The organism is Thermosynechococcus sp. TG215 (assembly GCF_031583455.1).
Classification (GTDB): Bacteria; Cyanobacteriota; Cyanobacteriia; order Thermosynechococcales; family Thermosynechococcaceae; genus Thermosynechococcus.
Genome location: NZ_CP134178.1, coordinates 772,005 through 794,640 on the forward strand (window position 1 = coordinate 772,005; position 22,636 = coordinate 794,640).

At 53.9% G+C, this 22,636-nt stretch carries 21 protein-coding genes; 5 read left to right on the top strand and 16 right to left on the bottom strand.

What is annotated here, in order from left to right; translation table 11 throughout:
- Positions 1-87: 87 nt before the first annotated feature.
- Together RHJ02_RS03555 and hisF are read left to right on the top strand one after the other, a co-directional pair.
- Positions 88-747, top strand: a complete 660-nt coding sequence (locus RHJ02_RS03555) for a hypothetical protein (protein WP_310800462.1) — start codon at positions 88-90, stop codon at positions 745-747.
- Positions 748-762: 15 nt separating this feature from the next.
- Positions 763-1,557 carry an imidazole glycerol phosphate synthase subunit HisF gene (hisF, locus tag RHJ02_RS03560; RefSeq protein ID WP_149820833.1) on the top strand — a complete coding sequence of 265 codons (795 nt, stop codon included), beginning with the start codon at positions 763-765 and terminating at the stop codon, positions 1,555-1,557.
- A 38-nt stretch (positions 1,558-1,595) separates the two neighbouring features.
- Here the strand turns inward: hisF and RHJ02_RS03565 are convergent, their stop codons facing one another.
- The 14 genes from RHJ02_RS03565 to RHJ02_RS03630 all read right to left on the bottom strand — a co-directional run bounded on the left by RHJ02_RS03565 (position 1,596) and on the right by RHJ02_RS03630 (position 17,867).
- Positions 1,596-4,034, bottom strand: a complete 2,439-nt coding sequence (locus RHJ02_RS03565) for a phosphoketolase (protein ID WP_206201095.1) — start codon at positions 4,032-4,034, stop codon at positions 1,596-1,598.
- Positions 4,035-4,273: 239 nt separating this feature from the next.
- Complete coding sequence (locus tag RHJ02_RS03570) at positions 4,274-5,071, bottom strand: TatD family hydrolase (protein WP_310800463.1); 798 nt, start codon at positions 5,069-5,071, stop codon at positions 4,274-4,276.
- A 5-nt stretch (positions 5,072-5,076) separates the two neighbouring features.
- The gene (rpsT, locus tag RHJ02_RS03575) at positions 5,077-5,373 is read right to left on the bottom strand and encodes a 30S ribosomal protein S20 (RefSeq protein WP_149820827.1); all 297 of its coding nucleotides are present in this window, start codon (positions 5,371-5,373) and stop codon (positions 5,077-5,079) included.
- A gap of 42 nt (positions 5,374-5,415) precedes the next feature.
- Positions 5,416-6,177 carry a nickel pincer cofactor biosynthesis protein LarB gene (gene larB / locus RHJ02_RS03580; protein WP_310438080.1) on the bottom strand — a complete coding sequence of 254 codons (762 nt, stop codon included), beginning with the start codon at positions 6,175-6,177 and terminating at the stop codon, positions 5,416-5,418.
- Complete coding sequence (locus RHJ02_RS03585) at positions 6,178-7,644, bottom strand: site-2 protease family protein (protein ID WP_206201098.1); 1,467 nt, start codon at positions 7,642-7,644, stop codon at positions 6,178-6,180.
- A 25-nt stretch (positions 7,645-7,669) separates the two neighbouring features.
- A complete protein-coding gene (gene htpG / locus RHJ02_RS03590) occupies positions 7,670-9,598 on the bottom strand; it encodes a molecular chaperone HtpG (RefSeq protein WP_310453335.1) in 1,929 nt (642 codons plus the stop codon).
- Positions 9,599-9,635: 37 nt separating this feature from the next.
- Positions 9,636-10,835, bottom strand: a complete 1,200-nt coding sequence (hemW, locus tag RHJ02_RS03595; protein WP_310800464.1) for a radical SAM family heme chaperone HemW — start codon at positions 10,833-10,835, stop codon at positions 9,636-9,638.
- 7 nt (positions 10,836-10,842) lie between these two features.
- Entirely contained in the window at positions 10,843-11,649 is an 807-nt protein-coding gene (locus tag RHJ02_RS03600; RefSeq protein WP_310800465.1) for a hypothetical protein, read from the bottom strand.
- 100 nt (positions 11,650-11,749) lie between these two features.
- A complete protein-coding gene (psbA, locus tag RHJ02_RS03605) occupies positions 11,750-12,832 on the bottom strand; it encodes a photosystem II q(b) protein (RefSeq protein ID WP_181495653.1) in 1,083 nt (360 codons plus the stop codon).
- 225 nt (positions 12,833-13,057) lie between these two features.
- Positions 13,058-14,599, bottom strand: coding sequence for a Gldg family protein (locus RHJ02_RS03610; RefSeq protein ID WP_302678870.1), 1,542 nt, complete (start codon positions 14,597-14,599; stop codon positions 13,058-13,060).
- Between the two features lie 12 nt (positions 14,600-14,611).
- Positions 14,612-15,415: an ABC transporter permease gene (locus RHJ02_RS03615; RefSeq protein WP_190278347.1), complete on the bottom strand. Its 804-nt coding sequence runs from the start codon at positions 15,413-15,415 to the stop codon at positions 14,612-14,614.
- 16 nt (positions 15,416-15,431) lie between these two features.
- Entirely contained in the window at positions 15,432-16,403 is a 972-nt protein-coding gene (locus RHJ02_RS03620; protein ID WP_302678871.1) for an ABC transporter ATP-binding protein, read from the bottom strand.
- Between the two features lie 59 nt (positions 16,404-16,462).
- Complete coding sequence (locus RHJ02_RS03625) at positions 16,463-17,212, bottom strand: MBL fold metallo-hydrolase (RefSeq protein ID WP_302678872.1); 750 nt, start codon at positions 17,210-17,212, stop codon at positions 16,463-16,465.
- A 52-nt stretch (positions 17,213-17,264) separates the two neighbouring features.
- Positions 17,265-17,867: an aminodeoxychorismate/anthranilate synthase component II gene (locus tag RHJ02_RS03630; protein WP_310453338.1), complete on the bottom strand. Its 603-nt coding sequence runs from the start codon at positions 17,865-17,867 to the stop codon at positions 17,265-17,267.
- 60 nt (positions 17,868-17,927) lie between these two features.
- On the opposite strand from RHJ02_RS03630, the gene RHJ02_RS03635 reads away from it, so the two are divergent.
- Entirely contained in the window at positions 17,928-18,671 is a 744-nt protein-coding gene (locus RHJ02_RS03635; protein WP_310453339.1) for an HAD family hydrolase, read from the top strand.
- 44 nt (positions 18,672-18,715) lie between these two features.
- Here RHJ02_RS03635 and RHJ02_RS03640 read toward each other — a convergent pair whose 3' ends face one another.
- Together RHJ02_RS03640 and RHJ02_RS03645 are read right to left on the bottom strand one after the other, a co-directional pair.
- Positions 18,716-19,393 (bottom strand): RibD family protein, encoded by a 678-nt coding sequence (locus RHJ02_RS03640; RefSeq protein ID WP_310438087.1) that lies wholly within the window; start codon positions 19,391-19,393, stop codon positions 18,716-18,718.
- The gene (locus RHJ02_RS03645; RefSeq protein WP_302678877.1) at positions 19,390-19,743 is read right to left on the bottom strand and encodes a DUF1830 domain-containing protein; all 354 of its coding nucleotides are present in this window, start codon (positions 19,741-19,743) and stop codon (positions 19,390-19,392) included. The genes RHJ02_RS03640 and RHJ02_RS03645 overlap by 4 nt, the downstream gene beginning before the upstream one ends.
- 214 nt (positions 19,744-19,957) lie before the next feature.
- Here RHJ02_RS03645 and RHJ02_RS03650 point away from each other — a divergent pair, with 214 nt between their 5' ends.
- Together RHJ02_RS03650 and RHJ02_RS03655 are read left to right on the top strand one after the other, a co-directional pair.
- The gene (locus RHJ02_RS03650; RefSeq protein ID WP_310453340.1) at positions 19,958-21,520 is read left to right on the top strand and encodes a photosystem II high light acclimation radical SAM protein; all 1,563 of its coding nucleotides are present in this window, start codon (positions 19,958-19,960) and stop codon (positions 21,518-21,520) included.
- 87 nt (positions 21,521-21,607) lie between these two features.
- A complete protein-coding gene (locus tag RHJ02_RS03655; protein WP_206201109.1) occupies positions 21,608-22,621 on the top strand; it encodes a type I glyceraldehyde-3-phosphate dehydrogenase in 1,014 nt (337 codons plus the stop codon).
- Positions 22,622-22,636: the final 15 nt, after the last annotated feature.

The following is a 22,636-nucleotide window of genomic DNA, read 5'->3' on the forward strand; positions in this document are numbered from 1 at the left end:
GCCACTGTATTGCCACTCTATCAGATGCGCTAAGACCAGAGGCCAAGAATTCCGATACCCTAGAAGAAGTCTCTGTACTGCCGCTTCATGAAGCGATCGCGCTGCCGTCCCCAAGTCCAAGCCCCCAGTCAAAATCTGGACTCGTTCCTCGATGTCCTCACCAATACCGTGGGGGTGATGATCTTTGTCTGCCTCTTTGCTAGCTTGACGGCAGCGGTGTCTCCTGCTCTTGTGCGCACGCCCATTGCCCGCGAAACCCGCAAGCAGGTGTATTTCTTTGAGTGTCGTGAAAATCGCGCCCTGCCCCTTGAGGAGGATCAAGCCAGTGAGGCCATCGATCGCCACCTGCGGCGCATTACAGAAAATCCCTTTGCAGATCCCCGCCAAATTCAGCAACAACTAGAGTCCTTTCGCCACCGTACCCGCTACTACGATGTGCGCCTGAGTCTGGTGCACAGCCAAGGGCAACCAATTTTGCAAACCCTTTTTGAACCCCGCGATCGCACCGCTGGGGAATCCTTTAGCACGCTGGAAAAACCCGCGTCCAACTTTCGGCGTACCATTGATCGCCTCTCCCCCAGCCGCTATTCCCTTGTCTTTTTTGTGCGTCCCGATAGCTTTGATTGTTTCCGGGCAGCCCGTGCGGTGGCTTGGCGCAGTGGCTTTGATGTCGGTTGGGAACCGATGGCGGAGGGTCGCGCCATTATCTTTGTCAGTGGCGGGGGTCGCCGTGTCACTGTGCAGTAGTCCCAAGGAGGCTAAATGCTTGCCAAACGAATTTTGCCCTGTCTGGATGTGAAGGCGGGTCGCGTCGTCAAGGGCGTGAACTTTGTCAACCTGCGCGATGCCGGCGATCCGGTCGAACTGGCGCAAGCCTACAATGCAGCGGGTGCGGATGAGCTGGTGTTTCTCGATATTACGGCCACCCATGAAGAGCGGAACATTATTATTGATGTCGTCTATCGCACCGCGGATCAGGTGTTCATTCCCCTGACGGTGGGGGGCGGGATTCAGTCCCTGACGATGATCAAAGACCTATTGCGCGCCGGGGCAGATAAAGTCAGCCTGAATTCGGCGGCAGTGCGGCAACCCGATCTCGTGAATCAGGCCAGCGATCGCTTTGGTGCCCAATGTATTGTTGTCGCCATTGATGCGCGGCGCGAACCCCATTGGGATCCTAAAAACCCCCGTTGGCAAGTCTATGTGCGCGGCGGACGGGAAGCTACGGGGCTAGATGCGATTGAATGGGCGGTGGAAATGGCTAAACGGGGTGCGGGCGAACTGCTGGTGACCAGTATGGATGCCGATGGGACACAGGCGGGCTACGACCTCGAATTGACGCGGGCGATCGCTGAGCGGGTGGAGATTCCTGTGATTGCCTCTGGGGGGGCGGGTACCTGTGAGCATATTCGCGCGGCTCTTGTGGAAGGGAAAGCAGAGGCGGCACTGTTGGCTTCGCTCCTACACTATGGCCAACTGACGATCGCCCAGATCAAGGACTATCTCCATCAGCACCAAGTGCCCGTGCGCCAAGAAGAACCCCTCCCTTGCCGATAAGCGAAGAGAGGGGCAGAGCATCAACCTAGAGGATCAAGCTAAAATGGCCAAGTCCAGTGGCTAAACTCCGGCTTGTCCACACCGTACTCGTAGGCGTAGTTGCGGGCTTCAATTTGCATGTTGCGGAATTTCTCCTTGGCATGGGCACCCGCCACTTGAAGACCGGGGAGGCGATCAATGGCATCAATGGCAAGACTAAAGCGATCAATCTCATTATTGATGGCCAACTCAAGGGGGGTGTTGATGTTGCCCTTTTCTTTGTAGCCGCGCACGTGCAAGTTACGGTGATTGTGACGGCGGTACGTGAGACGGTGGATCAACCACGGATAACCATGGAAGTTAAAGATAATCGGGCGATCGAGGGTAAAGAGACTATCAAAGTCGCGATCGCTCAGGCCGTGGGGGTGTTCGGTTTCCGGTTGCAGCTTAAAGAGATCCACCACATTGATATAGCGAATCTTCAGCTCTGGAAACTCCTGCCGCAGGAGGGCGATCGCCGCCAACGCCTCTTGGGTGGGAATGTCCCCGGCACTGGCCATCACCAGATCGGGTTCACAGCCTTGATCATTGCTGGCCCAATCCCAAATGCCTAGCCCCTTCGTGCAGTGGATAATTGCCTGATCCATCGTCAGGTACTGCAAGTGCAACTGCTTGTCGGAGACAATCACATTCACATAGTTTTTGCTCCGCAGGCAGTGATCCGCCACCGACAGCAGTGAGTTGACATCAGGCGGTAAGTAAATGCGCGTAACCTTTGCACTCTTGTTGCAGACAATATCCAAAAATCCCGGATCCTGGTGAGTGAAGCCATTGTGATCCTGCCGCCACACCGTGGACGTAATCAGCAAGTTCAACGAGGCAACATCCGCCCGCCACGAGAGTTCATTGCAGATGCTCAACCATTTGGCATGTTGGTTAAACATCGAGTCAATGACATGGACAAAGGACTCGTAGGTGGAGAAGAACCCATGGCGACCCGTCAGCAGATAGCCCTCCAGCATCCCCTCCATTGTGTGCTCGCTGAGCATTTCAATGACGCGACCATTAGGGGACAATTCACCGCCATCGGCGTCCTCCTCAAAGTATTCCGCAATCCAGAATTTCTTGCTGACCTCGTAAATGGCATTGAGCTTATTCGAGGTATTTTCATCGGGACCAAAGACACGGAAATTGGTCATGTTATTGCGCATCACATCCCGCAGGAAGACTCCAAGGGGACGGGTATTTTCCACCTCAATTTGGGCGGGTTTCTCAAACGTAATGCCGTACTGCCGAAAGTCGGGCATTTTCAAATCCTTGCGCAATAGCCCACCATTGGCGTGGGGATTCATGCCCATACGGTAGTTGCCGGTTGGCGCCAAGGCTTTGAGTTCAGGACGAAATGTGCCATTCTCATCAAAGAGTTCTTCGGGGCGGTAGCTGCGCAGCCAATTTTCAAGGAGCTTAAGGTTTTCAGGGTTAGTGTGGACATCGGCCATGGGCACTTGGTGTGCTCGCCAGAAGCCTTCCACTTTGTGGCCATTCACTTCCGCGGGGCCTGTCCAACCTTTGGGGGTACGCAGCACAATCATCGGCCAACGGGGTAAGGTGGTAACGCCCTCTTGCCGAGCCGCCCGTTGAATCTCCTTAATTTTAGTCACGCAGTAATCGAGGGTGGCGGCCATTGCTTGGTGCATTGAGGGGCGATCGGAACCTTCCACAAAGCAGGGTTCATACCCTAAACCGCGGAAGTAGCTTTCCAAATCTTGATGGGGAATGCGTGCCAGAATCGTCGGGTTGTTAATCTTGTAGCCATTCAAGTTGAGAATCGGCAAGACTGCCCCATCGCGCGCCGGGTTGAGGAATTTATTGATGTGCCATGAGGTGGCCAAAGGCCCCGTTTCTGCTTCCCCATCGCCAACCACTGCCGCCACAATTAAATCAGGATTGTCAAAGGCAGCACCACAGGCATGGGAGAGGACATAGCCCAATTCTCCCCCTTCGTGTATCGAGCCGGGCGTTTCTGGGGTGCAGTGGCTGCCAATGCCACCGGGGAAGGAGAACTGCTTGAAGAATTTTTTGAGGCCGTGGGCATCCTCACTAATGTTGTGGTAAATCTCGGTGTAACTGCCTTCAAGGTAAACAGGTGCCAAAACCCCCGGTGCCCCATGACCGGGACCCGCTAGGAAAATCACCTCCTGTTGGTACTTTTTAATAATGCGATTGAGGTGAAGGTAGCAAAAGGACAGACCCGGACTCGATCCCCAGTGACCAAGGAGGCGTTTTTTGATGTGTTCAGGCTTGAGGGGTTCCTTGAGTAGGGGGTTATCGAGCAAATAGATCATGCCCACGGCCAGATAGTTACAGGCACGGAAGAAGGCATCCATGGCCTCAACTTCACTATCACTCAAGGGCTGTCCTTGAATCGTGGCGCGAGCAGAACCAAAAGCATGAATATCAGCGGTGAGTTCGGTGGGACGGGGAGGAGAGCTAACCATACAGTATCCTCGTCAAGTCAGCATGAGTATCAAGAAAATCAACCGAGATCATATAGATCAAAGTGCTAACGGCGTTGATCAAGAATCCACGAATTGCCTACTTACTAATCGAAACACATCCTAAACTATCGTCTTTAGCCTACAGCCCCATCCTAGGATGCTGAAACGGCTAGGCTCGCAAATGCGCTAGATTTTTTAACGTTGATTCAATTCAGTAAACTTCCCAATGCCTGAGCAATTTATGCGGCAACTTCTGGGGGCAGGGGGAGGCGAAAGAGCTGACAGGCGTTGAGGGTGGTTTGCTGTTCTAATTTCAAGAGGTCACATTGTCGCAGACGGGCGACGGCTTCAGCCACAAAGCGCACATAGCTGGGTTCATTGCGTTTTTCGCCGCGTTTGGGCACAGGGGCAAGGAAGGGGCAATCCGTTTCCACCAGTAGGCGATCGCTGGGAACCATTTGTGCCGAGGCATGGATTTGTTTGGCGTTCTTAAACGTGACGGTGCCGCTAAAGCTGATAAAAAGACCCAGATCGAGAAACCACTCCGTTTCTTCGGGGGTACCGCCCCAGCAGTGCATCACTCCTTGCACCGGCCCGCGATCGCGCACAAACTGTTGAAGTAGATCCCGCGCGGCAGCGGCTGCCTCCCGACAGTGGATAATCACTGGCAGATTCAAGCTGTGGGCAACCTCCAACTGTGCCCAAAAGGCCGCTTCCTGTTCTTCGCGATTCGTGGCTTTGTAAAAATCTAAACCTGTTTCGCCAATGGCAACCACCTTGGGTTCACTGGCGGCAAGGCGGGCAATTTTTTCCTTGAGATCCGGCTGCCACTGCTCTGTATCTAGGGGATGGAGACCCACTGCCATAAAGAGTTCGGGAAACTGCGCGGCAAGGCGCTGAATGGTGGGAAATTCACTGGGTTCAACGCAGGAGTGAACCAGCCGCACCACTCCCGCCGATCGCCAGCGTTCAGCCACTGAGTCCAGATCGGATGCGTACTCTGGAAAGTTGAGATGGACGTGGGTATCCACCAACATGGGGATTAGGCAGCCGGTTGCAGCGTTTTGTTGAGGATACGGGTCAGCCGCGCTTTACGACGGGCACCGGTGTTGCGATGGAGCACACCGCGCTTAACCGCTTTGTCAATTTTGCTAAAGGCCAAGTTGAGTCGCTGCTGGACTTCCGCCAGTTTTTCCGGAGTGGGATCGGCAGCATACTGACTAATAGCCGTCAAGTAGTTTTTAATCAGCGTCCGCACTGCCGAGCGATAGGCTTTGTTGCGAAGACGGTTGCGCTCAGCAATTTGGGCACGTTTAGCGGCAGATTTGATGTTAGCCACAGGTCACCTGATGATCAATCACACGTTAAGAACAAATAACCATTATAACCGTTGACTGAGCGATCGCAAGATCTTGGCCGCCAGCATTGCCGCCCCAAAGCCATTGTCAATATTGACGACACCAATGCCGGGGGCACAGGAGTTGAGCATTGTCAGTAGCGCTGCCAAACCGCCAAAATTCGCGCCATAGCCAATACTGGTGGGTACAGCAATCACGGGTACCGAGACTAGCCCCGCCACCACACTGGGCAGTGCCCCCTCCATGCCCGCAACCACAATGAGCAGGGCCATCTCCTCTAGGCGATCGCGCACACTCAACAGCCGATGAATTCCCGCCACCCCCACATCCCAAAATCGCTCAACCCCAAATCCTGACAGTTGCAACGTCACTGCTGCCTCTTCGGCCACGGGTAGATCCGCTGTGCCGGCACAGACCAAGCCCACCGGCAGGGGAAACTGCGGCGGCAAAATGGGGGCTGTACTGCAAATCCGTGCCTTTTCAAAATAGTGCAGTCCACCAACGCGCGATCGCAGCGCCTCAAACACCTCGGAGGAAATGCGCGTGGCCATCACACAGGGATAGTGGGGACGCATCCGCTGCAAAATCTCGACAATCTGCTGCGGGGTTTTGCCGGGTCCCCAAATCACCTCTGGAAAGCCGGTGCGCTGCTGCCTTTGGTGATCAATGCGTGCAAAATCGCCAATGGGTTCGTAGGACAGGTGTTGCAGTTGGCGATAGGCGGTCTCTACGCTCAGTTGTCCTTGGGCAACTGCCGTCAAAATTTGCCGCAGTGAGTCGGGCATTTAGCCTCCAATTCCCAAGCGACCCGCTAGCCCCGGCGCCATCGGGATCAAGGTAGCGGCCATCAGGAACAACAGCAGCAGACCAAGACCAGCACGGGTATCATCGGGTTCGGTGATCTCATCGAGACTGGGCTGATCCATATCCCGCTGCAACAGCAGAATCACCAACGCCCAATACAAGGCCAAGGGGTTGACGATCGCCACCAAGCCCAAGACCACAAGGGTAATAATCGTCAGTCGTTTGGCGGTTTTGGTACCGTAAATGGCTTGAATAATCCGCCCCCCATCCAGTTGTCCTGCGGGCATCAAGTTCAAGGCCGTCATGATCAAGCCCAGCCAGCCCAAAATCACAAAGGGATGCACCACCACCACTTCACTTTGCAACTGCTGCCCCAAAAAGAGCTTGGCGATCGTCCCCACCAAAATCGAGCCTTGGAAAAAGAGGGTCGGCACCTCTAACCCCTGACTCGTGGGCGAGAGAACAAGGCCAATGGCCAACAGCAGCAGCGAAACACTACCAGCCGCGATCGCCCCTGCTGCACCAATGTCAAAGAGTTGACTGCGATTGGCAAGGAAGGATTCAATGCGGGTCATGGCTCCAAAAGTCCCCAACTGCCACGCGGGTAAAAAGATGGGCGGCCCCAAGCGTGCCCGATAGCGTTTGGCCATTAGCCAGTGACCCCCTTCCCGTATAGCGGCAATGCCAAAGAGACCCAAGGCAAAGGGGAGCGATCGCTGGAAGAGGCCAGTGGTTGGATTTCCCAGTAAGCTAAACCCCTGCAGGATGGCACTGGTCTCGAGACAGGTTCCAAGGGTGGCCACCGCCAAGAAAACCGCTGCCAGCTTCTGAAGATTGCCCGAGCGAATTGGTTCGGTCGTCATTGGTAAAATCACGACCATCGGCTTGCCCTCCCCATTGGCCACCATAAAAAGGCGATAGCGATCGGGCAAGGCGGCCTGTAGGCGTTCAGTGAGTTGCTGATGCACCACTTTGGCCTCTCCCCGCAGATTCCCCGGGCAGATCACGCCCCCTTTGTAGGGAATGTAGTCGGTGGCGAAGTAGGTATCCACGCTAAAGATACTTTGAATGGCTTGTAGGTCTTCGGCGGGAAGGCTGGGTCGTGCAGTAGGCTGGGCTGGGGTCGTCTGCTCTGTGGTGGCTTGCTCTAGTTCCGAACGGCCAGAGGGAGCAGAGGGTAGGGGCAATTCGGCGGTGGCCGCCAGCGATCGCAACCAACGGCCAAGGGCAACATAGGCCACAATCGAGAACACCAGCCCAAAGAGCACGGCAGCAAAGTTAATCACAATCCCAAAGCTGAGGCTGCCAAAAACCACTAGCCAAGGGAGCATCAGGACAAGGGTTTGCAGCCAAGCCACAATCCCCAGCTTGCCGTAGGGCAGGTTGCGGTACAGTCCCCACGCCAGTAGGGCGATCGCCCCCGCCAATAGGCCTACCGTAATAATCATGCGTTACCTCCCGCGTTTGCAAACGTTAGCGCGTGGCCATAGTGGTCAGTTGGGTCAGAACTTGACTGGCACGCTCTGTAAATTGCTGCATACCATTGGCATCAAAGCCCCGCTGTGACAATAGAGCCAAATCGTAGATATACTGACACAGCTTTTCGACCAATGCACCCGTTTCTGAGGTGCCGCTGGTTTGAATAATCGTGCCTTGGTTGAGGCTGAGGAGATTTTGCACCAAGGGATGGGCGGTATTGACAACCAAGATATGCTCCTCTGGCAACTGCGCATTGGGTTGCTGCTGCATCATCGCCATCATCTCCTGCATCCGCCGACTGGTTTCGGGCAACAGGATCATTGCCGGGGGGGCATCGGCCTTGAGGGCCTCGGTGCGAATGGTCAGTTTCGGCTTTTTCAGCACAGATTCAAAGAGCGCCTTGATCTGCTCACTGCGGGTTTTGTTGGTAGCTGGGTCAATGATTTCGCTCTCTTTGCTCTTGTCAATCAGGGTTTCATCCAGTTCAGCGTCCACCCGCAGAAACTTGACATCGCGGTAATTTTGCTCCAGCCACGGCACAAAGTGGGTATCAATGAAACTGTCCATAAACAGGACTTCAATCCCTTGGCTTTTAAGCAGTTGCACGTAGGTGGCTTGGTTCACCTCATCGGTGCAGTAATAGACGCGCTTGCCTTGGCGCTCTTGGTTGCGCTCGAGGTACTCCTTGAGGGTGGTGTAGGTTTTGCCATCCACTTGGATGCCCCCCTCACTGGCCCAGACATCCTCGCTCTCTTTGGAGATGAGTTCGGCCGTGGTGCGGTAGATGAGAATATCTTCCACCTGCTTTTTGAACTTCTCATCGTTGATGGAACCGAATTTGACAAAGGTGCCCAAGTCTTGCCACGAGCGTACGTAGGCCGCCGGGTCTTCGCGGTATAGCTCCTTCAGGCGATCGCCCACCTTTTTGGCAATGTAGTCGGCAATTTTGCGCACCGTGCGATCGTTTTGCAGGAAACTGCGGGACACATTCAGGGGAATGTCGCTGCTGTCAATGACCCCCCGCAAAGGCAGCAAAAAGCGCGGGATCACCTCTTCGCAGTTATCGCTGACAAAGACTTGGTTGCAGTAGAGCTTAATTTGCCCCTTGCTGACATCAATATCGGGGCGCAGTTTGGGAAAGTAGAGAATGCCATTCACCACAAAGGGATAGTCGGTATTGAGGTGAACCCAAAGCAGCGGGTCTTCTTGAAAGGGATAGAGATAGCGGTAAAACTCGAGATAGTCTTCTTTGGTGAGGCTATTGGGGGCACTCTTCCAAGGGGCAATTTGTTTATTAATTTGCTCACCCTCTAGCTTAATTGGCACCGGCAAAAAGTCACAGTATTTGCGCACCAATTCACGAATGCGGCCGGGTTCTAGGTACTCCAACTCACCCTCTTGCAGGGTTAGGGTGACGGTTGTCCCAACACTGGTGCGCTGACCATCGGAGAGGGTAAATTCAGTGGAACCATCACAGGTCCAATGCACGGGGACAGCACCTTCGCGGTAGGAGAGGGTATCAATTTCCACCCGTTCTGAGACCATGAAGGCGGAGTAAAAGCCAAGGCCAAAGTGACCAATGATTGCGTCTTCCCCTTCCCCTTTGTACTTTTGAACGAATTCTTCGGCACTGGAAAAGGCCACTTGGGTAATGTATTTTTTGACTTCCTCGGCGGTCATGCCAATGCCGTTGTCGGCGATCGCCAGCTTTTTGTTTTCTTTGTCAATCGTGATCGTCACTTCCGGGTGATCCACATCGCCGCTATATTCCCCAGAACGTGCCACCATCCGCAGTTTTTGGATTGCATCTACCGCATTGGAGACCAGTTCCCGCAGGAAAATCTCATGATCGGAGTAGAGCCACTTTTTAATGATTGGAAAAATGTTCTCAGTGTGGATTGAAATGGTTCCCTGTTCCAACATGATGCTTCCCGTGAGTGTATTCTTGGTCAGACAACCTCTAGTGTATCGGTAGGGGTTGCCCTTGCTGTTGGTGGAAAACCGATCTCTCCATCGCCTCCCAAAGAGTGACAATGACGGTATTGGCCATCAGAAATCCTTCTGGCTGGGTCAAGTGCAGGCGATCGCCCGTCAAAGAAAGTGTCTCTGGAGACATGTTTGCCGCTGCTGCTTGTAGGGCTTCAACCCACGACATCGGAAATTCATCCGCCAGAGCAGTTAAAGAGAGGCCATCCCTGAGGCGCAAGCCCAGCATCAGGGTTTCCAACCAGCGATCCCACTGGGCATCTGGACTGACTTGATTGAGGCTCTCGGGTAAACTTTGCAGCCATTGATAGTATTCACGGCGGGTACGCGGACGGCTGAGGCGACGATGCCCGAGATAACTGGTGGCGCCCATGCCAAAGCCATAGTAGGGTTGATTGCGCCAATACACTTGATTGTGACGACAGGCAAACCCCGGTCGGGCATAATTGGAAATTTCATAGTGCTCATACCCTGCTGCTGTTAGCCTCTTGTGGGTAAGGCAGTAGGCGGCAGCGGCTTGCTCTTGAGTGGGTAGGGGGTCTGCTTCGGGTTGATAGCGTTTGCTAAAGACGGTTTTGGGTTCAATGATCAGGTCGTAGATGGATAGATGGGCAGGGTTGAGGGCGATCGCTTGCTCGAGGGAGAACTGCCAATCTGCTAAGGATTGTTGCGGCAAGCCTGAAATGAGATCCATGCTCCAGTTTGCTACCCCCGCCCTATGAAGCATCGCAACTGCCTGCTCAACATCGGTCACATCGTGACTACGGCCACACACTTGCAATAGCTCATTGTCAAAGGCCTGTACACCCAAGCTGACGCGATTCACCCCTACCCTGAGATAGGCCTGCAATTGTTTTAAGTCAAATGTCCCCGGATCCATTTCCATGGAAATTTCTGCCCCTTGGGCAATGCCTATTTGGCGATCGAGGGCTTCCAGCAGTTGGCCAATGTATTGAGGCGGGACTAGAGACGGTGTTCCCCCCCCAAAAAAAATCGTTTGGAGTGGTGGCGGCTCAGCAGGGGTGTGGGCAATTTCTTGACAGAGTGCAGCCACATACTCTTGGATAAGTGACTCTGCCAGCGTCGGAGAATCTCCCACTACCGTAATCGGAAAGTCACAGTAGAAGCAGCGGCGCCGACAAAAGGGCAGATGAATGTATGCGGCTCTAGTCATTGTTTTCTTAACTGGTTTGTGATGAAATCTGGTCAGGCAGCCGACCTTTGGCAACCAATAACTCCCATGCCCGCAAAACAGCGACCAAATCAGAGGCAAGGCGGTATTCATTGGCTTCAGCAAAGCGCACCGTTGCGGTGGGGGTCGAGACGAGATGAATAGGCACCGGTCGCTCTAGGGGTGTGGGTACAAAGTCAAAGCCATTGAAGCGCTCAAACCGGCGATCGCTCAACCATTGATTAAATTGACTGACTTGAGCAGGTGTCACTGTGCGTAGGGTGCGGCTGAGGGTTTCCCCGCGAGCATTGGTGGTTTGCTGCACAATCCGACCATCGTTATAAAGCAGTGTCGTTGTCGTTACGGGTAGACGGCTCCCAGAGGCATCACTTTGCCGAATCACGCGAAAACTCACGCCCTCAGGAAGGGGGGGCGGCAACTCCTCTGGACTCAGGCGTTGGGGGCGCTGAATGAGGGTGCCGATCATCCGACTGCCAGCGGCATCCCAAAGAATCAGGGAACCACTTTGATTGCTGCGATAGACCCACTGCTGGGGGTAAGGCGCCTTGGGATTTGTCAGGGTAATTTCCCAACCGGGGGTTAAACGCTCAGCACAATCCACCCGCAATCCCCCCAAGCCCAAACAGCCATCAGACCAAACTTTGGGCTGAACTTGAACCACGCTAATTTGCGCTGGTTCCTCACCAAACTGCTCGGCAGCGATCGCGATCGCCCGCGTAATGATCTCTGGAGCTGGTGTTGCTGCTTGCACCACAAGAGGCACTGCCACTGCCAAGAGGGATGTCCAACCATTCATTAACAAAGTCTCTACCCTTTGACCATCATCATAAAAAAAGACCGCCCCCGATGAAGAGGCGGTTCCTTTAACTAAACGCTAGTTAGCGTTGCTCTAGAAATTAGCCGTTGATGCTAGGAGCAATCATGGCCACAGGAGCAGACTCAGCGCTGGCCAAGTCGAGGGGGAAGTTGTGAGCATTACGCTCGTGCATCACTTCCATACCCAAGTTGGCACGGTTGATGATGTCAGCCCAGGTGTTGATCACGTTGCCTTGAGCATCGACAACGGAGTGGTTGAAGTTGAAACCGTTGAGGTTGAAGGCCATCGTGCTGATACCCAGAGCGGTGAACCAGATACCGATCACCGGCCAAGCGGCGAGGAAGAAGTGCAGCGCACGGCTGTTGTTGAAGCTGGCGTATTGGAAGATCAAGCGACCAAAGTAACCGTGGGCAGCCACAATGTTGTAGGTTTCTTCCTCTTGACCGAATTTGTAACCGTAGTTTTGAGACTCGGTTTCGGTGGTTTCACGGATCAAGCTGGAGGTCACCAGAGAACCGTGCATGGCGGAGAACAGAGCACCACCAAAGACACCAGCCACACCCAGTTGGTGGAAGGGGTGCATCAGGATGTTGTGCTCCGCTTGGAACACCAGCATGAAATTGAAGGTACCAGAGATACCGAGGGGCATCCCGTCAGAGAAGCTGCCTTGACCAATGGGGTAGATCAAGAACACAGCGGTAGCGGCAGCCACAGGAGCGGAGTAGGCCACGCAGATCCAAGGACGCATACCGAGGCGGTAGCTGAGTTCCCACTCACGACCCATGTAGCAGAAGACACCGATCAAGAAGTGGAAGATGATCAGTTGGTAAGGGCCACCGTTGTAGAGCCACTCATCAAGGGAAGCAGCTTCCCAAATGGGGTAGAAGTGCAAGCCAATGGCGTTGCTGGAGGGGACAACCGCACCAGTGATGATGTTGTTGCCATAGATCAAGGAGCCAGCGACAGGCTCACGGATGCCATCGATGTCCACAGGGGGAGCAGCGATGAAAGCAATCACGAAGCAGATGGTAGCAGCGAGCAGAGTGGGGATCATCAACACACCGAACCAGCCCACATAGAGGCGGTTGTTGGTGCTGGTAACCCAGCTACAAAATTGCTCCCACAGGTTCAGTTGCTCGCGACGTTGTAAAACAGTCGTCATAGTGATAAGTCCTGTTGAACAAGATGAATGAATGTTACAAACCGTTTACACTCCCAAATCGAGTCCCTGAGAGACCTTAGGAGCACCCGCTGGTGTTGTGCAACGGAATGTAACCTTATATTAACCAATCTCTCAGGAAAATGTAAAGGGTTGTGTCTAAATTTTATATTCTGTTAATAATTTCTCAGGGATCAGGGGTGTCCTCGCGCGATCGCCAGTGAAAAGTTAGCGGCGCCGCCACCAGACAAAAACGGCTGAGCCAAACCCGACAAGGGGCAACAGAAAGACACTGATAATCTCTAGCCAGCGACTGGTGGTGACATTGAGTTGCAGGCGGCGATTGGTGGTTTCGCGCGGCCGAATCGAGAGTGCCTTTTGGTCGCGATCGCCCAACCAGAGCACGGAATTGACAAAGAGATCACTATTAATCCCTTGGTAGGCAATCACACCATCGGTGGCGAATTCCGAATCCCCAAAGACCACCAAGCGGGCTTCCTTCGGTGGGTTATCACTCAACTGACGGGTAATCGCTACACCAATCGGCAGCGGCCCTTTGGTATCTACACCTTCAGTGAATTCAAGGTTGCCCGACTGCCAGTCGGTTTCCGCCCAAGTTTGCGGGCCCGAGAGGGCAATTTCCACAATGTCATCATCCTTCACAGGATCAATGCGAATGGCTTGCGCGCGGGGAAAGACACTCGGACCTTGGGCAAAGCGTTGAGTAATCGGGTGATTGCCATAGGTGGTGACAATAATCGTATCGGGACCGAGTCCCACCTGTTGACCCACACCAGAGCCGTCAATCACCCAGCGATTATCGAGGGTGAGTCCCCAGTTTTTCAGTAAATCATCCAGACCGGCGTTGACATCGACATCGAGCATTAGCAAAAGGCTACCACCCCGATTCAGGTACGCCTTGAGCAGATCCTGCTCCAGACGCAAAAAGGGTTGCCGCGGTCCAGCGACCACAATGACATTCGCATCCTCAGGAATTTTGCCCTTCTCCAGCAAATTCAGGGGCAGGAGTTCCACATCTCGCTGTTCGAGGAGTTTAGCCACTTCACTGAGACTGGCGGAGCCACCTGTGAGGGGAAGTTCATTGTGCCCCGTAGTGAAATAGGCACGGATCGTGCGATCGCTCGTCACCCGAATCAGGGCAGGGGTGAGGTTACTTTCGGAAAGGTCTTCATCAATGCGCTGCGTTTTCTCGCCCGCCACAACAATCACTTGCCCCACTTGAGTCACGTTGTACTTTTTAGCAAGGGCGGGTTGCTCTTGGGGGTCAATGAACTCAAATGAAAACTGGTTGCTGGCCTGACGGCGGTACTGTTCCAACAACAGGCGATCGCGACTGGCAGCATTGGCATCAAACACCAATACCCGCACCGGCTGATCCAAAGTTTGCAGAACATCACGGGTTTCTGCCGCTAGGGTAAAGGCACGGTTTTCGGTGAGATCGATTTCAACACTGTAGCGATCGGCCAAAAAATTGACGATGCCCAATAGAGCAATCACCGCAATCACAGTCAGGAGGGCATTCGTACTGGTTTGGGTAGAACGCCGCCCCCAAAACCCTGTGGAGACGCGACTTTGCTGGATCAGCCACAGCAGTAGGGCAATCCCCCCCAAAGCTAAAAGGCTCAAGGGTAACCAATTCCAGCGATTGGTGACGATGCCAGCACTCAAGCCAGCAATGATCAAAAGTGGCGCCGCCCACAGCAATACCGTGGTCAATCGTTCGGGTGAGCCTAGGGCAAAGCGTTTCATGACCGGTACCCCCTAATTGCGCTGGTAACGAAAGGCATCAATGGACTGTGCCGTGAGGAAGATGCCGAGGAAAATATAACTACCAAAGACAACAAGACTACTGCTGCGGAAAATTCCCCGTGTCAGGTTGGTAAAGTGCTCTAGGGGTGAGACGTAGGTGAGGATATCACTGAGATTCCCGCCGGTATTTTTAGCCAAGACATCCAGCACCCAGAGAATCAGCAACACCGCAAATCCCAAAATGGCCGCCAAGATCGTGCTATCCGTCAACGATGAGAGAAACATCCCCAAGGAGAGAATGGCTGCTGCTAAAAGAATCAATCCGCCATTGCCCGCCAGAATTAGCCAAGGGGAGAGGGGGGGCGTACTCTGCTGGAGCGCCACAAACTGATAGACAATCACGGGCAGCAACAGCGTGGTATAAAACGTGAGCACTGCCAAGAGTTTACCCGTTGCCACACACCAGTTCGTAATCGGTGAGGTGGCCAAAAGTTCGAGGGTGCCGCGTTTGCGTTCTTCGGTGTACAGTCCCATCGAGAGCATGGGCAAAATGACTTGGGAAATGGAGCCGAGGAGTCCAAGGAAACTTTCGAGGATGAGCTTGGGAACGTCAATGGCTTGGCTCGGCGCCCCAAACTGTTGTTGCAGCAAATCCTGCTGAGCCACTTGGCTAATAATTGTCGTCATCACAACGAGGAAAAACAGGCCGCTGAGCAGCCAGAACACCCCGGCAATCACATAGTAGAAGGGGGCACTAAAGTAACTCTGGAGTTCGCGGCGATAGATGGCAAGAATGTTGGCAAGGAGGACACGCAGCCCGTGGAGGGAAACGCTAAGCACGGGCTTCTTCGGTGGTATCGCTGGGTTCTGCGGTGGGTTCATCGGTCGTTAGCTTCAAGAACACCTCCTCTAGGTTGGCACGGGAGCGGCGCATTTCAAAGAGTTGCACCCCATTTTGGACAAGGAGACTGGCGAGATCGGCACCGATTTCTGAAGGACTGCTGACCTGAAGTTGCTGTCGCCCTTGGGGAGTGCTATTGCCCCATGTGATCTGTTGCAGAGCAGGCAACTGTTGGAGGAGGGATTCAATAGCGGCGCGATCGCCCACGAGTTCGAGGTCATAGGTGTAGCTACTGCTGAGGCGTTGCAGCAGTTCATCCAGTTGGCCAATGCCCGCCACTTCGCCTTTATTGATAATCACGGCGCGATCGCAGGTCATGCTCACTTCCGCCAAAATATGGGTAGAAAGGATCACTGTATGCTGCCCCGCCAAGTTTTTAATCAGGTTGCGCACCTCAATAATTTGCCGCGGATCGAGACCCACCGTGGGTTCATCCAGAATGATGGCTGGCGGATCATGAACGATCGCTTGGGCAATGCCGACCCGCTGCCGATAACCCTTCGAGAGTTTGCGAATAATGGTGCGTTGCCGATCCCAGAGGCCGCAGCTTTTGAGGGCATATTCCACCCGCTGGGGGCGATCGCCCGCACTGACGCCCTTGATGCGAGCCACAAAGTGCAAATAGCCCGCCACCGTCATTTCCGTATAGAGGGGGGGATTTTCTGGCAGATAGCCAATGCGCTGCCGCACCGCCATCGGATTCGTGTGGACTTCATAGCCTGCAATAGATGCTGTGCCACTCGTTGCCGGTAGATACCCCGCCAAAATCCGCATTGTGGTGGTTTTGCCTGCGCCATTGGGGCCAAGGAGACCGAGAATCTCACCACTGGCCGCTGAAAAGCTGACATCCCGCAGCGCGACGGTTGTACCGTAAACCTTGGTCAGGTGTTCGACCTGAATCATGGCGTTTCCTCAACTCGTTCTACGGGAAACATTGACACACAATATAGCCGTTTTCCTCATCAAATACTGAGGACTTGGATAGTGGTATTTTGGGGCAGATTGGCTGCCGATAGACTGAGGGAGGCACCCCCACTGCGGCGAACCGGGGTTCCCTCCATAACTTTCAAAAAGTCCTCTAGCCCCGTCAGATCACAATTATTGGGGTCAGCCGCTGCCGTGCGATAGTGGGAAGGAATGACCAAACGGGGTTGCAAAACTTCAATGGCTGCCTTGGCCTCCTCAGCCCTATAGGCTTTGTCACTTCCTCCCACTGGCACAATCATCACATCAGGCCGTCCCATGAGAATGCGTTGTTCAATCGTGATCGGCATGGCAATGCCGCCCATATGCAAAAGATTGATGCCCCCCTGCTGCCAGCGCCAAACCACGTTGACGCCAAAGCGCAAGCCACCGACGCGATCATGACTGGTGCGGATGCCCTGAATACTCAAACCATTGACTTTATAGGAACCGGGTTGAAAAAGCAGTTTAGGCCGACCGGGTAAGCCTTCGATGTAACCCTCGTCCAGGAGGCGACTGCTAATCATGACAATATCCGCAGTGACACGGGGAGGCCGCAATCCTTTGGTGCAACCAATGGGACGGAAGGGATTCACCAGTACCCGCTGACCACTGCCGGTGAAGAGAAAGCAGGTGTGGCCAAACCATTGCAGAGAGAGACCCCCCCCTTGGGCATGGGCTGCCCAGTGTCCACTCAGGCTGGCGATCGCCCCAATTTGTGCCCAACGCAAGAACTGCCGCCGTTCCATTTTCTCTCCCCACACTCCTATTTCCAGCTCAGTGTACCGAAAAGTGGCTGGCTCACAATGATGGACTGGACAGCCGTCGCAAAAAGTTCCGTAGCAGGTCTTTGCCGCAGGTGGTGAGAATGCTCTCCGGATGGAATTGCACCCCTTCCAGCGTCGGATAGTGGCGGTGGCGCACCCCCATAATCAGGCCATCCTCTGTCCAAGCCGTAATTTCCAATAGATCAGGGCAACTGTCACGATCAATAACAAGGCTGTGGTAGCGGGTTGCGGTAAAGGGTTGGGGCAAGTCTTGGAACACCCCCACACCACTGTGGTAAATTTCTGACGTTTTGCCGTGCATGAGGGTTGGTGCGAGCGTCACCGTGCCGCCAAAAACTTCACCAATTGCTTGATGTCCCAAGCAAACCCCCAAGATGGGTAGTGTGCCAGCATAGGTGCGGATCAGGGCTTTAGAAATTCCAGCGTCCGCAGGGCGACCCGGACCAGGAGAAATCACAATACCCGCAGGGGCGAGGGCAGCGATCTCATCGAGGGTGATCTTGTCGTTGCGAAAGACGCGCAGATCCGCAGCAACTGGGAACTCCTGCGCTAGCTCTCCTAGGTACTGCACAAGGTTGTAGGTGAAGCTGTCGTAGTTATCAATAACGATAAGCAAGGGGGCAACGTCCTCTATCTTTTTTATTCTTTATGATCCTACTACCCAGAGGTTTTCTGAATGGTACGGCTCTCCTGTCGCGGACACGCTTTTGAACCTGTGGCAGCGGTGGTGTTTGATAAGGATGGCACCCTCGCAGATGTTGCTGAGTACTTGAAAGAGCTGGCGATCGCCCGCGCTGCGGCAGTTGCTGATCATTTCCCCAATCTCAAGCAATTGTTGCTCCAAGCCTTTGGTGTAAGGGGGGAGCACTTGGATGCAGGGGGATTGCAAGCTGTAGGAACACGGCAGGAGAATCTGATTGCCGCAGCAGCCCTTGTTGCCAGCCAAGGGGTTTCATGGATTGCCGCCCTAGAGCTGGTGAGTGCCGCCTTTGAAGCAGCAGAGCTAAAATTTACAACCAAAGCAGCGTTAACTCCTCCCCTGCCGAGGGTGATTGAATTGGTACAACAGTTGCATGGAATGAACTGTGCCTTGGCGATTATTTCTGGCGATCGCAGGTCGGAAATCGAGGCTTTTTTAGACACCTATCACCTGAAGCCCTTTTTCCAATGCTGGCAGGGGGGAGATGAACCACCCACGAAGCCCGATCCGCAGGTACTCCTGAGGGTGTGCGATCGCCTTGGGGTGCGACCCGATCAAACCGTGGTTATTGGCGATGCCGATAGTGATGGCCTCATGGCACAGCAGGGGGGGGCAGCGGGCAGCATTGGTGTTACGTGGGGTTGGCATCGGCCACCAGTGCTCAATTACTGTGATTGCATCCTTGCCTCACCCTTGGAGATGCAGATTAGTGCTGACTGAGAACTAATTAGACTCAGTGGTGATTGAGGGTTACTCGCAATGAGTCAAGCATAATTAAGGCGGTAGTGCAGATAAACCTCATTGCCCACGGGCAAGACATTCAGGAGCGTCAACCTCCCTGAGAAGGCAATCTCCTCTGGATAGAGGCTAGGCGCTACCGACCCTAGGAGGAGGGGGCAGAGGGTCAACCACAATTCGTCAATGGCAGCCATCTGCAACAGGGAGGCGAAAAGCTGTCCTCCTCCCAACACGGCCAAGGTTTGTACACCAGCCCCTTGAATGTGCCTAAACGCCTGTGGCCAGTCAATCTCCGCCACCCCAGCAGACCAACAGTGATCAAAGGCAGTGGATCCTTGCCAGCGGCTGGCGCCTTTCTCGGTGGTCAGCAAAGCGCGCGAAATGGGCTGGCGAAAGAAGGGAAGATTGAAGTCTAATTCACCACGGGCAGAGCAGACAATTTGCAGCGGTTGGGGCGATCGCCCTTGGTGCTCACGCTCAGCAATCAGATGGGGAGACTGAAGGCGCATCGCTGTCCCCCCCAAACGCAATGTTGTCGCCCCAAAGAGTACCGCATCCACCTGTGCCACCTGCTGCTCAAGGTGCTGAAAGTCATAGGCCGAGGCAATGCGCTGACCCAAAGCATCGGCACGAGCAAGGCGGCCATCTAAACTACTGGCCAAAACTGCAATGGTGTAGGGGCGATAACTATTGGGTTGACTCAATGGAGCATCACTTTTTCCGTTGCTGCAGCGGACTCATCATACCACTGTAGCCAAGGCTGGGGGTTGCCATCATGGACAAAAACATGATCTGCCCTTTCTTGCACTTGCAGCTTACAACAGGGAATCGTATCGGCAAGAAGGGCACTAGCCATGGTGCCGCTGTGAACCTCCAGTTGTCCCGCTGGCGGTGATTCAAAGAAAAGCCGTTGTCCTGGAAAAACGACTCGCTCAAAATACCAATTGGGAATATTAGTAATGCGCACCACCTGAATTCTGCTAGTGGCGTTGACATAACAGCAGAGGATGCGATCGCAACTATCGCTAGGGACGGGATCAAAGATTTGCGGCATAGGAAGTAATGGTTTCTTATAGGGACGTGTCTTTACCCTTGTTAGCCTAACATTGCCAATTCGATCCAGTTGTAAACTCAACTACAGGATGGACAGTTCATCCTTTCCTTGAGTTCCCGTGATCCCCTGTTGGAAAGGCGCAAATGTGTTAAAACCTAAACAGCGATAGAGATTTATTAAGAATTTAGCGTTTCCATAGATCTTGGGCTAGCCTATGTCCCCGCGTGTCCTTTACGTCCGTCTCCCCTGCAATCCCATTTTTCCCATTGGCGTGGTTTATCTGGCTGACTACATCCACAAGCAACTGCCAAGCATCGAGCAGCGGATTTTTGATCTGGGGACGGTACCGCCCTTGGATTTTCGTCGTGCCCTTGCCCAAGTGATTGATGACTTTGAACCCACGCATCTGGTTTTTTCTTGGCGGGATATTCAAATCTATGCCCCTGTGGGGGGACGGGGCGGCAATCCACTGCAACATGCCTTTGAGGTCTATTACGCCCGCAATCCCTTGGTGAAGCTACGGGGGGCGATCGGGGGTCTGCGGGTGATGAGTGCCTACTATGGTGAACTCTGGCGAAACCTCAATTTAATCCGTTTGGGACTCCACCATGCCAAGCGTCACCATCCGCAAGTCACGACCATCGTCGGTGGCGGTGCGGTCAGTGTCTTTTATGAACAATTGGGTTCTCAACTGCCCAAAGGCACCATTGTTTCCGTTGGTGAAGGGGAAACGCTGCTGCACAAAGTCCTAACGAACCAGCCAATTGCCGGGGAGCGTTGCTACATTGCGGGTGTTGAAAAGCCCCGCGATCGCCTGATCCACGAATGGCCAACCCCCATCGAAAAAACCGCCTGCAACTACGACTACATTGAGACGATCTGGCCCGAATTTGAATACTACCTTCAGGGGGGTGACTTTTATATTGGCGTGCAAACCAAGCGTGGCTGTCCCCACAACTGCTGCTACTGCGTCTATACCGTGGTTGAAGGCAAACAGGTGCGCATCAACCCTGCTGAAGAAGTCGTCGCCGAAATGCGCCAGCTCTACAATCGCGGTGTGCGCAACTTTTGGTTTACCGATGCCCAGTTTATCCCCGCCCGCAAATTTATCCCCGACGCGATCGCCCTGCTGCGGGAAATCCTGAAAGCAGGCATGAATGATATTCACTGGGCAGCCTACATTCGTGCTGACAACCTCACCCCCGAACTGTGTGACCTGATGGTGCAAACGGGGATGAATTACTTTGAAATCGGCATTACCAGTGGCTCCCAAGAATTGGTGCGAAAAATGCGCATGGGCTATAACCTGCGCACCGTGCTGCAAAACTGCCGCGATTTGAAAGCCGCCGGCTTCAACGCCCTCGTCTCTGTGAACTACTCCTTCAATGTCATTGATGAGCGACCCGAAACCATCGCCCAGACCATTGCCTACCACCGTGAACTAGAAGGCATCTTTGGCGCTGACAAGGTGGAGCCAGCCATTTTCTTTATTGGTCTGCAACCCCACACCCATCTTGAGGCATATGCCCTTGAACACGGCATTTTGCGCCCCGGCTACAACCCTATGAGCCTGATGCCTTGGACGGCCAAGAAACTCCTCTGGAACCCAGAACCCATGGGATCCGTCTTTGGCGAAGTGTGCCTAGCGGCTTGGCGACTCAATCCCAATGACTTTGGCCGCACGGTCATGGATCTACTGGAGGAGCGATTTGGCCGTGCCCCTCTCGAGGCGGCATTGTCAGCACCCCTTGCGGAGACTCGTCTTGTGCATCGTTAAAAAAAACGCAATAAAATGACCATTCCCCCTTAGAATGTTTCCTAGATCATTTCTGGCAATGAGTTAGTAAACAGAGGAAGGGATCAGGTGGTTAGAGTCGCTATCAATGGTTTTGGGCGCATCGGTCGGAACTTCATGCGTTGCTGGTTACAGCGGAAAGCCAATAGCAAGCTAGAGATTGTAGGCATCAACGATACCTCCGATCCCCGCACCAATGCCCATTTGCTGAAGTATGACTCGATGCTAGGCATTTTCCAAGATGCCGAAATCAGTGCTGACGACGACTGCATCTATGCTGGTGGCCATGCGGTCAAATGTGTCTCTGATCGCAACCCCGAAAATCTGCCTTGGAGTTCGTGGGGAATTGATCTCGTTATTGAAGCCACCGGGGTTTTTACCAGCCGTGAAGGTGCCAGCAAGCACCTGAGTGCCGGTGCGAAAAAAGTCTTGATTACAGCACCCGGTAAAGGCAATATTCCGACATACGTGGTGGGAGTGAATCACCACACCTACAATCCCAGTGAAGATATCGTCAGCAATGCCAGTTGCACCACCAACTGCTTAGCCCCCATTGTCAAAGTGCTCCATGAAACCTTTGGCATTCAGCAGGGGATGATGACGACGACCCACAGCTACACGGGGGATCAACGCTTACTCGATGCCAGTCACCGCGATCTGCGGCGGGCACGGGCAGCAGCGATGAACATTGTGCCCACCTCTACGGGGGCTGCTAAGGCAGTCGGATTGGTGATTCCCGAGTTGCAAGGTAAGCTGAACGGGATTGCCCTGCGGGTACCCACCCCCAATGTCTCTGTGGTTGATTTTGTTGCTCAAGTGGAAAAACCCACCATTGCTGAGCAGGTGAACCAAGTGATCAAGGAAGCCTCGGAAACCACAATGAAGGGGATTATCCACTACAGTGAATTGGAGCTGGTGTCTTCGGACTATCGGGGTCACAACGCCTCCTCGATTTTGGATGCGTCCCTCACGATGGTGATGGGGGGCAATCTAGTGAAAGTGGTGGCTTGGTACGATAACGAGTGGGGCTATAGCCAGCGGGTTCTGGACTTGGCAGAGCACATGGCCGCTCACTGGGCTTAGTCGTTTCATTTTAAG